Source organism: Acinetobacter sp. YH12040 (genome assembly GCF_013420005.1).
GTDB classification, from domain to species: Bacteria; Pseudomonadota; Gammaproteobacteria; order Pseudomonadales; family Moraxellaceae; genus Acinetobacter; species Acinetobacter amyesii.
This window is the reverse complement of record NZ_VOZB01000007.1, coordinates 104,632-118,384: the sequence shown is the minus strand read 5'-3', so window position 1 is coordinate 118,384 and position 13,753 is coordinate 104,632. Positions and strand designations below refer to the sequence as shown.

Annotated in this window: 12 protein-coding genes and 1 tRNA gene; 9 read left to right on the top strand and 4 right to left on the bottom strand. The window is 40.8% G+C overall.

From position 1 onward, the window contains the following. The first annotated feature begins 26 nt into the window (after positions 1-26). The 6 genes from lldR (at position 27) to FTT99_RS09855 (ending at position 7,250) form a co-directional block, all read left to right on the top strand. A complete protein-coding gene (gene lldR, locus FTT99_RS09880) occupies positions 27-770 on the top strand; it encodes a transcriptional regulator LldR (RefSeq protein WP_078189144.1) in 744 nt (247 codons plus the stop codon). Positions 771-772: 2 nt separating this feature from the next. Continuing rightward, positions 773-1,927: an FMN-dependent L-lactate dehydrogenase LldD gene (gene lldD, locus FTT99_RS09875; RefSeq protein ID WP_180131000.1), complete on the top strand. Its 1,155-nt coding sequence runs from the start codon at positions 773-775 to the stop codon at positions 1,925-1,927. A gap of 320 nt (positions 1,928-2,247) precedes the next feature. Beyond that, positions 2,248-3,939: a D-lactate dehydrogenase gene (gene dld / locus FTT99_RS09870; RefSeq protein ID WP_180131039.1), complete on the top strand. Its 1,692-nt coding sequence runs from the start codon at positions 2,248-2,250 to the stop codon at positions 3,937-3,939. Between the two features lie 182 nt (positions 3,940-4,121). Further along, the gene (locus FTT99_RS09865; RefSeq protein ID WP_180131003.1) at positions 4,122-6,158 is read left to right on the top strand and encodes an NADPH-dependent 2,4-dienoyl-CoA reductase; all 2,037 of its coding nucleotides are present in this window, start codon (positions 4,122-4,124) and stop codon (positions 6,156-6,158) included. Between the two features lie 87 nt (positions 6,159-6,245). Next, positions 6,246-6,335 (top strand) — tRNA-Ser (locus FTT99_RS09860). Positions 6,336-7,037: 702 nt separating this feature from the next. Beyond that, positions 7,038-7,250: a hypothetical protein gene (locus tag FTT99_RS09855; protein WP_078189132.1), complete on the top strand. Its 213-nt coding sequence runs from the start codon at positions 7,038-7,040 to the stop codon at positions 7,248-7,250. A gap of 59 nt (positions 7,251-7,309) precedes the next feature. On the opposite strand, the gene FTT99_RS09850 is transcribed toward FTT99_RS09855, so the two are convergent. The 4 genes from FTT99_RS09850 to FTT99_RS09835 form a co-directional block, all read right to left on the bottom strand. After that, entirely contained in the window at positions 7,310-7,603 is a 294-nt protein-coding gene (locus tag FTT99_RS09850) for a hypothetical protein (protein ID WP_180132144.1), read from the bottom strand. A 166-nt stretch (positions 7,604-7,769) separates the two neighbouring features. Further along, complete coding sequence (locus FTT99_RS09845) at positions 7,770-8,126, bottom strand: hypothetical protein (RefSeq protein ID WP_180008268.1); 357 nt, start codon at positions 8,124-8,126, stop codon at positions 7,770-7,772. A gap of 217 nt (positions 8,127-8,343) precedes the next feature. Further along, positions 8,344-9,090, bottom strand: coding sequence for a hypothetical protein (locus FTT99_RS09840; RefSeq protein WP_180132143.1), 747 nt, complete (start codon positions 9,088-9,090; stop codon positions 8,344-8,346). Between the two features lie 88 nt (positions 9,091-9,178). Then, on the bottom strand, positions 9,179-9,877 hold the full coding sequence (locus tag FTT99_RS09835; protein ID WP_180004204.1) for a 3'-5' exonuclease: 699 nt from the start codon (positions 9,875-9,877) through the stop codon (positions 9,179-9,181). Positions 9,878-10,502: 625 nt separating this feature from the next. On the opposite strand from FTT99_RS09835, the gene FTT99_RS09830 reads away from it, so the two are divergent. From FTT99_RS09830 to rnk, 3 genes are all read left to right on the top strand, one after another. Next, entirely contained in the window at positions 10,503-11,726 is a 1,224-nt protein-coding gene (locus FTT99_RS09830) for an alpha/beta fold hydrolase (RefSeq protein WP_180132142.1), read from the top strand. 156 nt (positions 11,727-11,882) lie between these two features. Next, on the top strand, positions 11,883-13,136 hold the full coding sequence (glyA, locus tag FTT99_RS09825) for a serine hydroxymethyltransferase (RefSeq protein ID WP_111885761.1): 1,254 nt from the start codon (positions 11,883-11,885) through the stop codon (positions 13,134-13,136). Positions 13,137-13,296: 160 nt separating this feature from the next. Further along, on the top strand, positions 13,297-13,701 hold the full coding sequence (gene rnk / locus FTT99_RS09820; protein ID WP_078192900.1) for a nucleoside diphosphate kinase regulator: 405 nt from the start codon (positions 13,297-13,299) through the stop codon (positions 13,699-13,701). Positions 13,702-13,753 lie beyond the last annotated feature (52 nt).

Genomic DNA, 13,753 nt, shown 5'->3' with positions numbered 1-13,753 from the left:
TTGTATAACAACGTTAAGGAAAGCAGATGAAAGTCTCTGATAAAACTGTTCAAAGTCTTCGTGTATTGATTGAAGAAAGCAATATGCAAGTTGGAGATCGTCTGCCTGCTGAACGGAAACTGTGTGAACAACTAGGCGTCTCACGCACCTCTTTACGCGAAGCGATTTCACAATTGACCAGCATGGGCGTGTTGGTCAGTAAAGTCGGTGCGGGGACTTTTTTAAAGCAATTACCAGCGACTTGGTCGAGTTATCAAATTGTGCAGCCCATCAGCAGTTTGATTAGTGAAGACCCTGCCTACCGTTTTGATGTGCAAGAGGCGCGCATTATTTTGGAAGGTGGTACCGCATGGTATGCGGCACAACGTGCTACAGCAGAGGACTTGGCACATATCCGACATTATTATGATCAGATCAATCATTTTCAGGCTTTAGGCAATGACGATGAAGCAGCGCGTGCAGATGCCAAATTTCATTTAGCAATTGCTGAAGCATCACATAATTTAGTGTTGATTCAGATGATGCGTGGTCTATTTGATCTGTTGCAATTTAATGTCGTTTTAGGTCGTCGAAAAGTTTATAGCGAAGCACACCGATTTGATCAATTGCATGATCAGCACTTTCAAGTCATGAATGCAATTGAACGTCGTGATCCTGAAGCTGCACGTAAAGCAGTCTGTGGACACATTGAGTTTGTAGTACAACAGGTGCGTATGATTGATGAAGAAGAAGCTCGACGTCAGCGTGCCAGTCGATTAAACAGGATATAAGCATGATTATTTCTTCTGCCAATGACTACCGTGAAGCGGCACGTCGTCGTTTACCGCCATTTTTATTTCATTACATCGATGGCGGGGCGTATGCCGAATATACCTTAAAGCGTAATGTAGAAGATTTATCAAAAATAGCGTTGCGTCAACGTGTGCTGAATGACATGTCACAGCTGAGTCTAGAAACCCAACTGTTTAATGAAACCTTATCGATGCCTGTGGCTTTATCACCTGTGGGTTTAACAGGAATGTATGCACGCCGCGGCGAAGTTCAAGCAGCAGTAGCCGCAGATAAAAAGGGCATTCCATTTACGCTGTCTACCGTTTCAGTATGTCCTATTGAAGAGGTGGCGCCAGCGATTCAGCGTCCCATGTGGTTTCAGTTATATGTGCTACGTGACCGCGGCTTTATGAAAAATGCCTTAGAACGTGCCAAAGCTGCAGGCTGTTCAACTTTAGTGTTTACCGTGGATATGCCTGTTCCGGGCGCGCGTTACCGTGATGCGCACTCAGGGATGAGCGGGCCAAATGCAACCATGCGCCGTTATATGCAGTCGTGTTTCCACCCACACTGGGCGTGGAATGTGGGTTTATTAGGTCGTCCGCATGACTTAGGGAATATTTCAAAATACTTGGGCAAACCAACAGGTTTGGAAGATTATATCGGCTGGTTGGGCAATAACTTTGACCCATCAATTTCATGGAAAGACCTTGAGTGGATTCGTGAATTTTGGGATGGCCCGATGGTCATTAAAGGCATACTTGACCCCGAAGATGCCAAAGATGCAGTGCGTTTTGGTGCAGATGGCATTGTGGTGTCAAACCATGGTGGCCGTCAGCTCGATGGGGTTTTATCATCAGCGCGTGCATTACCGCCAATTGCAGATGCAGTAAAAGGCGATATTAAAATTCTTGCTGACTCAGGTATTCGAAATGGTTTAGATGTGGTGCGTATGCTGGCTTTGGGTGCAGATACCTGTATGCTCGGTCGCGCATTTGTTTATGCACTCGGTGCAGCAGGTGGTGAGGGTGTTTCCAATCTTCTAGAACTGATTGATAAAGAAATGCGTGTTGCGATGACCTTAACTGGTGCAAAAACCATTGCGGATATTACATCTGATTGTTTGGTGAAGTTAGAGAAAGAGTTGGCTGGGTGATTTTTTGAATAGATCTCTTGGGAAAGTTATTCGTCATCAAAAAAAATTAAAAAATGAAAGTTCCCTCTCCTTGTAGGAGAGGGTTAGGGAGAGGTATTTATTGATTAATTCTCCTAACCCTCTTGTGTAGCATTGCTACTCATCCCAAAGGGAGAAGGGATGTTCATTATAGATTTTAATAACAATGACTAAAAACTTTTGATATGTGCAAATAAACCTACGTTGTTTAAATTATTTAAATCAATATTTTTTTATTGCACAACAATGCAATTCCTCTTTAGCGAGGAGAGAAAATAATGAAAATGGAAAATTCTACGAGCATGCAAACTCAATCATTACAAACCATTCAAAACCTCATCAACATCGTCGGTAAGCAACACGTTTTAACTGAAGATAAAGACACACGTTTATACCGCCAAGGTCGCCGTTACGGTGCAGGAAAAGTATTGGCTGTGGTTACACCGGGCTCTTTGCTTGAGCAATGGCATGTGTTGCAAGCGGCTGTGGATGCAAATTGTATTGTGATTATGCAAGCCGCCAATACCGGTTTGACAGGTGGTTCAACGCCTTTTGGTGATGACTATGACCGTCCTGTGGTGCTGATAAGTACTCGTCGTTTGGTTGGCATCCAAGTGATTAATGAAGGCAAGCAAGTGATTTGTCTACCGGGTGCGACATTAGACAAACTTGAAAAAGATTTGCTGCCATATAATCGTGAACCTCATTCGGTGATTGGTTCTTCGTGTATTGGGGCATCGGTTTTGGGCGGCGTATGCAATAACTCAGGGGGTGCTTTGGTACGCCGCGGTCCTGCCTATACAGAGCTTGCACTGTATGCAAAAGTGAATGAGTCAGGTGAGTTAGAGTTGGTCAATCATCTAGGTGTCAATCTTGGCAATACGCCTGAAGAAATCCTCACAGCGCTGGAAAATAAAAATTATCAAATCAATGACATTGTGAATAATTCAAGTTGCTGTGCATCAGATCAACGCTACTCGCATGACGTTAAACAAGTCGATGAAAATACACCTGCACGTTTTAATGCAGATCCGAGTCGACTATTTGAAGCATCGGGTTCAGCAGGTAAGGTCTGCGTCTTTGCAGTACGTTTAGATACCTTTGAAAAAATTCCTAGTCAGGTGTTTTATGTGGGAACCAATTCGCAAGATGATTTAACAGAAATTCGTCGTTTTCTATTAAAAGATCTTGCACGCCTCCCGATTGCGGGTGAGTACATTCATCGCGTGGCATACGATATTGGGGCTGAATACGGTAAAGATTCTTTTGTATTTATTGAAAAATTCGGCACCGCAAAAGTTCCTGCTGCTTTTGCCATGAAAGATAAAGTCGATGGCTATTTAGAAAAACTGGGTTTGCAAGGTTTATCGGATAAAGTTTTACAACTCGTCACTAAATTTATGCCGAATCATCTGCCAAAACGTATGAATGAATTTCGTGATTTATATGAACATCATTTGATGATTCGTATTGAAAATCAGGATGTTGATCAAGTTGATGCGTATTTGAAAACGTATTTTTTAGATAAAACCTCAGGCAATTATTTTAAATGTACGGATGAAGAAGGTCGTAAGGCATTTTTACATCGTTTTGCGGTGGCAGGAGCTGCCATTCGTTATCGTGATACGCATCGTTCAGAAGTGGAAGACATTGTTGCACTGGATATTGCATTACGTCGCAATGATCGTGAATGGGTGGAAACTTTGCCGAAAGCCATGGATGAGCAAATTATCCATAAACTTTATTATGGACATTTTCTCTGTCATGTTTTTCATCAAGATTATATTGTGAAAAAAGGTGTAGATCCTTTGGCAATGGAACATGCAATGTGGCATTTACTCGATGACCGTGGCGCTGAATATCCTGCAGAACACAATGTTGGGCATTTGTATGTGGCCAAGCCTGCATTAAAAAATCATTATCAAAAGCTGGATCCGACTAATAGCTTTAATGTGGGGATTGGACAAACCAGCAAGCTGAAACATTGGAAATAATGCTTTTAAAAACAACATGCCGTGATGTGAAACTTCACGGCTTTTTTTATGGTTCGAGAATTTATATATCAGGAGGTATTGACCATAAAGGCGAAGAATATTTTCTAAATTGTCATCCCAAAATATAAAAAAACCGCTAAAGTGTTATGCAACAAGTTGCAAAGCCAAAATAAGGATTCAGCATGACAACGACTAGCTATGCAAATATTTTAAAGCCTTTACATTTGGGTTTTACCACGATTAAAAACCGTGTCGTGATGGGGTCCATGCATAGTGGGCTGGAAGATCGTTTTTATAATTATCCTAAGCTTGCGGCTTATTTTGGTGAGCGTGCGAAAGGTGGTGTCGGCCTGATTATTACAGGCGGTATTTCGCCAAACCGTCAAGGTTGGCTGTTACCTGCTGGCGGTACCATGAATACTTTAGGTGATATTGCTCCACATCGCTTGGTGACCCATGCAGTACATAAACATGGTGCCAAAATTTTAATGCAAATCTTGCATGCTGGGCGTTATGGCTATCAGCCTTTTGCAGTGTCAGCAAGTCCGATTAAATCTCCGATTTCACCTTTTAAACCACGTCAATTAACGGACAAACAAATTCTTTCAACCATTGATGATTATGTCAAAACGGCAAGCCTTGCACATAAGGCCGGCTATGATGGTGTTGAAATCATGGGTTCAGAAGGCTACTTGCTGAATCAGTTTTTAAGCCGTCATGTCAACCAACGGACAGACCGTTGGGGCGGTGAAATTGAAAATCGTATGCGCCTTGCGGTTGATATTGTGAAATCAATACGTGCTGAAGTGGGTGAGAAATTTATTATTTGCTTCCGTTTGTCATTGCTCGATTTGGTTCATGATGGGAACACTATGGCAGAAGTCATTACTGTTGCTAAAGCATTGGAAGCAGCAGGTGTGACGTTATTGAACACGGGGATTGGTTGGCATGAAGCACGTATTCCGACAATTGTGACCTCAGTGCCTCGCGCAGCGTTTGTGGACTATACCGCTGAAGTCAAAAAACATGTTGCGATCCCTGTCATTGCGTCCAACCGTATCAATATGCCAGATACAGCTGAAGAAATTTTAGCTTCAGGCAAGGCAGATATGGTGCAAATGGCACGTCCATTCTTGGCAGACCCATTTTGGGTAAATAAAACGGCGACCAACCGTGTCGATGAAATTAATACCTGTATTGCCTGTAACCAAGCCTGTTTAGATCATACTTTTAAAAATCAGCGTGCGACGTGTTTGGTCAACCCACGAGCGGCATATGAAACTGAATTGGTTTATTTAAAGACCAAAAAACCGAAGCGCATTGCAGTCGTCGGTGGTGGTGTGGCAGGCATGTCTGCTGCAACGGTTGCAGCAAGCCGAGGCCATGCGGTGACTTTATTTGAAGCTGGTGCAGAGGTGGGTGGTCAATTTAATTTGGCGAAAGTCGTTCCCGGCAAAGAAGAATTTCATGAAACGATTCGCTACTTTAAAGTTCAAATCGAAAAAACGGGTGTGGATTTGCGTTTAAACACGCGTGTAAACCGTGAACAGCTTGAACGTGAAGGGTTTGAGGAAGTTATTATTGCAACAGGTGTGGTTCCTCGCAGCTTGAAAATCGAAGGTAGTGATGCACCGAATGTCTTGTCTTATGCAGAAGTGCTGAAAGGCGCAGCTGTGGGCAATAAAGTTGCTGTGATTGGTGCAGGCGGCATTGGCTTTGATGTATCTGAATTTTTACTCAAACCACCACATCAGCCACAACCAATGCCTTTAGCGGATTGGCAGCGGGAGTGGGGTGTTGATCCAAATCCAAACTACATAACAGAAGGTGGTATGCAGGCTGCTGAGCTCGAACCTCCTGTTCGTGAAATCTACTTATTACAACGTAAAACAACTGCACTTGGTGCTGGGTTAGGTAAAACATCAGGCTGGGTACATCGTGCACAATTAAAGAAAAATGCGGTTCGTATGCTGCGTGGTGTTCAATACAAAGCCATTACTGATGAAGGTCTTTGGGTTGAATATGAAGGGCATGATCAATTATTACGTGTAGATACGATTGTCGTTTGTGCAGGTCAGGAATCGGTAAAGCATTTGATGCCAGAACAGGGTGAGAAAACCCTTGCCAATTACCATATTATTGGTGGTGCAAAACTAGCAGCAGAGTTAGATGCGAAACGCGCAATACGGGAAGGTGCGGAGCTTGCGGCTAAACTTTAAGGATTTGGCGAAACAATATTCATTTGAAAGGTTTAGTTGTAATTTTTACTTGTCAGATGAATAAAACCTCCGTATTATGGCGCACATGGAAGCGTGGCAGAGCGGTTTAATGCACCGGTCTTGAAAACCGACGAGGGCGCGAGTCCTCCGTGAGTTCGAATCTCACCGCTTCCGCCAAATTCAAAAAAGCCCCTGTAGTGATACAAGGGCTTTTTTTTGTTTTAGATTTTAATTTGAGACGGCAACCTTACTTACTAGTATTTTTTAAGGACTGTTAAAAATGAATATCAGACTTAAAATTCAGGTCAGAAATTAATACAAGGGTTGTCTAAGGTAGAATTAAAAGTAAGAGAAAAGAATGTTTATAGATTGATAGTGTTGAATTTATTTTTAATGGCCTATTTATTTAAATCTTTCACAAGCATTGGGCAGAGCTATGATCGCTTATTTTGAAAAAATATCAATTGTATTTTATTTGATCAATTGTTTTGAAGTGTTAGCAAGGCTTGGCAAGAGAATTGAAAGTGCTATATTTAAATCACGGTAGGTCATAAAACGACGCTACCAATAAGTTGGACGGATCAATGACAGCTCGTTGAGTTTCGTAATATTTTAGTCTTAAGATATTGCAGACAATAAATCAGCACTAGCCTTCCAACATAGAGCCCGCAGCAATGCGGGCTTTTTAATGTCTTTCAAAATGTGAAAATATAGTGTTTTTGTCAAACAATAATTAAATAGTCAACCTATGTTATTGATATATATTTACTAAAGTAAAATAAGTTTACATTGCCATGAAATCTAACATTTACAAAGCAGGTTGTTGCGTAAAGGTGTGATATAAAAAATTCAATTATTAAAACAAGTAGAGACGTCACTATGACACAGATGATCGATATTAAAGTGAAGGACCAATTTAGTCAGGTTTATGAAGCACAAGCTTTGGTGCGTAATCCTTCAGAAGAAGATTCAAGAGCGCTGTTTCATCGCATTGAACATATCATTATTGCTGGTGAAATCATCCTACCCAGTATCGAACTACTTTTTGAAAGTCAAAAATCGGACAGTATTTACAAGCTTTTAGAAGCTTAAATTGAATGAATAAAAAAAACTCACCTTATGGTGAGTTTTTTATTTTTAGAGATAGAACTTTAAGCTGTTTTATCTGCTTTAAATTGATTCAAAATATAAGACAGTAACTGATAGCGTGTCATCGGGTTGCTTGAAGACAGTTCAACGTCTTGTTTACGCACTTGAATTTCTTGAGTTAAAACACCAGCTTGAAAGCGTTGCACGATCATATGATCTTTTGATACTTCATGGTCGGTCAGCACCAGTTTTGGTCCAAGGTGCAAATGTCCAATCGCATCTAGACATTGTTCAAGGCTGCTATATAGGTTGAAAAGGATGAGTGCCTGATCATTAGAATAATTGGCTAAATTCATTTTTATTATCCATGGTCAAAAATTATTGAGCAGGAATAGTGTATACGAATTAAGCAATATTAATCTGTATGGATTATTTTTCATTTAATGTCTATCTAGATAACTTTGGTTAAATCATTGAGACAGCTTAAATCTTTATGAAAAATAAGTTGGAATTCGCTTTAAATTAAAGCGGCTTGAATACCAATGGGACATCATAACGGGCAAATTCTTCAATGATACTGTTTAAAACCAATTGAGCTTGAGGTTCCGCTGCTGTAAAGGTGAGTTCTTGGTTCGTTTGACTGTTGAAGCATTCAACTTGTTCTATACGCCAAATTGTTTCAATGGCTGTATTTTGAATGACCACACGTCTAGGCTGTAATTCATCACTAATTTTTCGTGGCATGACATAGGTAATGGCCAATTGCACATTAGGCAATTCGTCTTGTGAGGTTAAGAAGGTAAATACCCAATTGCCAATTTTGCTGAGTTGCATAGGATTATCGAAAGAATCAAATTCTAAACAAAACTGTTGTGACATTGACATGCTCAAACGCTAGGAGGTCAGTTTTATTCTTGCGATTTTTTACTGTTGATTGACATTAGGGGAAGGTCGTATAAAACAGCAGTTAAAACCATAAAAGAAATAAGTGAATCGATAAAGTTAATAAAATTCAATTCTTTATATTGATATGTGTGAAGAATAACTCACCTCATTAAGTTGTTTTTTGAATGAGAAGTGAGGAAATGTCTCTAAGTTAAACCAGTTGTTGCAGATTTTTTAGACTGTAATTAATTTGCTGTAATGCATGTTGTAAGAGTTTAGGTTGAATATTGGATTCATTTAGACAGGTGATCCATTGCATCTGACAGGCTTTTAAGTCTGCAATATCCGTGGCCTGTTGAATATTAAGCATTAATTTTTTTGCCATCAGCCCACAATATCGCTGTAAGTAAGTGCACATAAAACTCTGCAACTCATCAAAATCATGCTCGATGAAATCAACGGTTTTTTCTGGCAATACAGGATTGTTTGTTGTCGTAGTTTCAGGTGTGGATTGTGGGAATTGATGGGGTGTAGAGCCCATCGCATCCATTGGTAGGGAGGTCGTCAGTGCGTACTGTGAATGAATCTGAGGAACTTCCATCGTAGGAATTGAAACTTCATTAAAAGTCACATGTTCTTGCGCTGTGAGATCAGATGCAGGGCTAAGGTTATTGAGATCGGACGTATTGCTAGGCGCTTTTTTAGGAGTATTAAAAGCAGAAAAATCTGAGCTTTGAAGGCGTAGATGATCATGTGCTGTAATTGGCTGAATCAGCCCAAGTTCCATTAGTTGCTCGAGCAATGTCTCTTCAGCAATCCGCTGCTGATAATGCACTGGCATTTGGTTAAAGTCATCACTACCAATTAAGAGTAGCAGACGACGTTGTCTAGCATTTAATGCGAGCTGTCGGTCTTTTAAAGTTTGAAAACCCAGCTCAGTTTTTTGATAGTTGAACATGCCTTAATTCCATAGCTCAAAAGAATTAAGGTAATCCTATGTAGTGATAATGACAGTAATATTAAGAAAATATTAAACAATCAATGATTTATAGAGTAATGACAGCAGAGTTTTCTAAAGCTTTACGCAAATAAGGGTCTAAGTCATCTTGACGTAATAGCCATTGCACATAGTCCGCAGGTAATTCTGCAATTGCGGTACCACGGTGTTTACCAAAATTAATACTGCGTGGAATGCGAGCATCTTCCGAAGCTTCGTATAATTCTTCGATGCTGTTGATTTTTAAGTGATGCACAATATGCATCAAAATATTGGCAGTTAAAATAATATCCATATCTGCGCGGTGAGCTTTACGGATCATTTCACGGGCTTTTTCACTGCCTTTGGTGATCATATATATCAAGGCAGAAATATTATGCGCTTCTGCATCAGGCCATACTCGACGAGCTAGCGCAAGGGTACAAATGGCTTTGATTTTTGAACTATCTACACCGCATTTTTCGAGCGCTCGAATATCGTAGTCGATATTATGCCCAATGATATATGTCGTCTCTGATGGGAGTTCAAAACTGCTGTAGTGGGGCTGACCTTCAAGATCTGATTCTAAAATATGATGTACAGCCATTGCTGCAAAAGAAATTGCTTCATCACAACGATAAAGTTGATCAAAAATTTTAGATTTATCTAGGGTAATTTTGGCATCTGCCACCTGAATTGGAGCATAGGCAATCTCGATGGGTTGTCCATTTAGTGTATGGGTTTCTGTGTCGAGAATGATGGCTTGCATGTCCAGTTCCAGCATGTTGAATAATGTTTATGAATGTACATGATCACATCCACACTGACAAACCCATGCTGTGATTATTTGTAGGAATATTATGAAGATGGCTGCGCAGTGTTTAAATAATCTGCTTTTATCGCATCTGCCGAAATAAAACCTTTACAGCGGGATAAAGCTAAACCATCTTCTAAATCGACTTATTTTAAAGGCTTTTGTCCATCGTGATATCCAAAAATGTCGCTAAGTGGATTAAGCACTAGAGTATGTTCACGATCAATGGCATGGTGGTTTTTCGGCTTTACTTTTGTGCATATGTTTGTGTAGTTGGCAGGGGGTACAGCATTTTTGTTGATTTTACATTTTGCTTTAACCTCCGAAAAATAGCCCAATCTGTATCCAATGATCAGAAATATAAGTTCAGCCATTTTTCTGAGATCGGGGTGGCTGATTTATTTGAATGCTGTTAATCCATATCGAGCTAAAACAAAGTTTTAGTTCTATATTAATTTGATAAATTAAAATAAGAGTAGTTACTTAAAAATTAGGCTTGAACAAAAGTTTGTTCCATGTATTTAATGATTCATATTCAATGAAAAATTGACTTTAAAATAACAAACAAAAGGATCATGGAATGAAAATGCTGCGTTTAACGGTTTTAGTCAGCAGTATGCTATTTTTAGCAGCCTGCGGTAATGATAGTAATGACCAACAATTTAGTAATCCTGAAACAAATGCTGATCTCAATCAGATCAAAAATCCGGTGGTAACTACAACAGCCTATAGTCAAGACAATATGCCTGCTGTGAGTGCAGACAGCCGATTGATGACCTATAAAATGCTAGGAGTAGATGGCAAAGTTGTTCAAGCCACAGCCTTAGTCTTTACCCCAAAAACAGTTGCTCCGGCAGGTGGTTGGAAAATTGTGGCTTGGGCACATGGAACGACCGGTGTGGCTGATAAATGCGCTCCGAGCCGACAAGGTTTGCAAGGCACTGAATATTTATTGCAAATGTTATTGGCAAAGGGTTATGTCGTTGTGGCACCCGATTATGAAGGATTAGGGGAACCTAGTGGACGTGAAAACCATCCTTATCTGAATCTAAAAAGTGAAGCCTTTTCGATTACCGATGCCGTTGTCGCTGCTCGAAGTTACTTAACCAGTCAAGGTAAAACGGTGTCGAAGGATTGGGTGTCAATCGGGCATTCTCAAGGTGGTCAAGCCGTATTAGGTGCAGCTGAATTCGCATCGCGTGCTGACTTAAATTATAAGGGAACGATTGCCATAGCACCTGCAAATAATCTTGCGCTCATTCTTGACGCAGGCGAGAAGTTAGCTGTAGGTAAACCTGCAACCGTGCAAAGTATGATTTATGCACCTTTAGACAGTTTTACTGCGCAGATCATTGCGGGTATGCAAGGGCATAAAAACAGTGTGGATTATTCAAAAGTATTTAGTGGACATCTGGCTGCGATTGCACCTCAGGCTGAAACAGTGTGTTCAGGCGAGTTAACCAAGTTAATTCAAGATGACATGCTCAGTTATGCGAGTCAGAACACGACTTTGGATAACTATGGTCGAACTCAGCCTGATTTCTTAACTTTAAAGCCAATCCAAAACTTTATGAGTGAAGGTTCACAGCCTTTAACGACAGCGGTGAAAACGCCGATCATCATTTATCAAGGTAAAGCCGATCAAACCATTCCAGCAGATGCGACTAAATTTATGATTAGCCTTGCTAAGCCGGGAACATCAATTGACTATCGTGAGCAAGCGACAGCGGATCATCTCACTATTTATACCGATAATCTGGCAAATTTTGTGCAAGATGTAGAGACTCTCATGCCAAATCAATAAGTTGATTTGACTTAAATAATGCTCGTGCAGATTCAACACGGGCATTATTTATTTAAAAACAGCACAAACTTCCCTCTCTCATTTCTAAAACTTCATGCTACAATACGCGCCAATCTTAGCACGGCTTAAAAGCCCTAATTTAATAGGACCTCGCTAATGTTTGCCAACACCTCTATTGCTCAATTTGACCCTGAATTAGCTCAAGCGATCTCGAATGAAGATGCTCGCCAAGAAGCGCACATTGAGTTAATTGCTTCAGAAAACTACTGTTCACCTGCAGTAATGGAAGCTCAAGGTTCAAAACTTACTAACAAATATGCAGAAGGCTACCCTGGTAAACGCTACTACGGCGGTTGCGAGTATGTAGACGTGATCGAACAATTGGCCATTGACCGTGCTAAAGAATTGTTTGGTGCTGATTATGCAAACGTTCAACCACACGCTGGTTCACAAGCAAACTCTGCAGTTTACCTTGCGCTACTTAACCCAGGCGATACAGTTTTAGGTATGAGCCTGGCTCACGGTGGTCACTTGACTCACGGTGCTAAAGTTAGTTTCTCTGGTAAAACTTACAACGCAATTCAATACGGTTTGAACCCAGAAACTGGCGAAATCGACTATGAAGAAGTTGAACGTTTAGCTGAAGAACACAAGCCAAAAATGATCGTGGCTGGTTTCTCTGCGTATAGCCAAGTTGTTGATTGGCAGCGTTTCCGTGATATCGCGGACAAAGTTGGCGCTTACTTATTCGTAGATATGGCTCACGTAGCTGGTCTTGTTGCTGCTGGTGTTTACCCAAGCCCAGTACAAATTGCTGACGTAACTACAACGACTACACATAAAACACTTCGTGGTCCACGTTCTGGTTTAATCCTTGCGAAAGCAAACGAAGAAATCGAGAAAAAATTACAATCAGCTGTATTCCCAGGTAACCAAGGTGGTCCTTTAGTTCACGCTGTAGCGGCTAAAGCGATCTGCTTCAAAGAAGCAATGGCGCCTGAATATAAAGCTTACCAACAACAAGTTGTTAAGAATGCGCAAGCAATGGCTGAAGTTTTAATCGAACGTGGTTATGATGTTGTTTCTGGCGGTACTAAGAACCATTTGTTCTTATTATCTTTAATTAAACAAGACATTACTGGTAAAGATGCCGATGCTTGGTTAGGTGCTGCTCACATTACTGTGAACAAAAACTCAGTACCAAACGACCCACGTTCTCCATTCGTGACTTCGGGTATCCGTATCGGTACTCCTGCTGTAACAACACGTGGTTTTGGCGAAGCTGAAGTACGTGACCTTGCAGGCTGGATCGCTGACGTTCTAGACAGCAAAGGTGACGAAGCTGTGATTGCTGCAGTGAAAGAAAAAGTTGCTGCTGTTTGCGCTAAATTCCCAGTTTACGCAAAATAAGTCTGACTTGAGAAAGCCCCCTCAAGGGGGCTTTTTTTATGTCATCAGAAAAATTCAAAAGTTATCTAAACATTTATATTTCTGTTATAACGGAATAAGAGATAACAAAAAATTTGCCCATCGCTATAGATCTGTTGGCAAGGTCGCAAAGGAACTTTATATGAAAAAACCCAATATTATTCTTTCAGAACAAGATTTACATCGTTTAGAAACCATGTTGGAGCATCAGTCTAAGCTGACGCCGACGATGGAGCATTTGGAAGATGAGATGGCGCGCGCTGAAGTGGTTGCTCCACAAGATGTCCCTGCCAATGTGGTGAGTATGAATGCCAAAGTTCTCATTAACATTGCACCTGCGACAGAAGCAACCGAAATTACACTGGTCTATCCACATGATTTTCGTGGCGATAAAGGTCAAGTCAATGTTTTGGCTCCAGTGGGCGCTGCCATTTTAGGTTTGGCTGAAGGGCAGGAAATAGAATGGCCGCAGCCTGATGGTCATACCATGAAAGTCAAAATCATTAAAGTGCTCTATCAACCTGAGCGTGAAGGGAATTATCTATAATTCCGCTGTGATATACAGATATAATCCGCACACAAAGCCATCGATACCGATG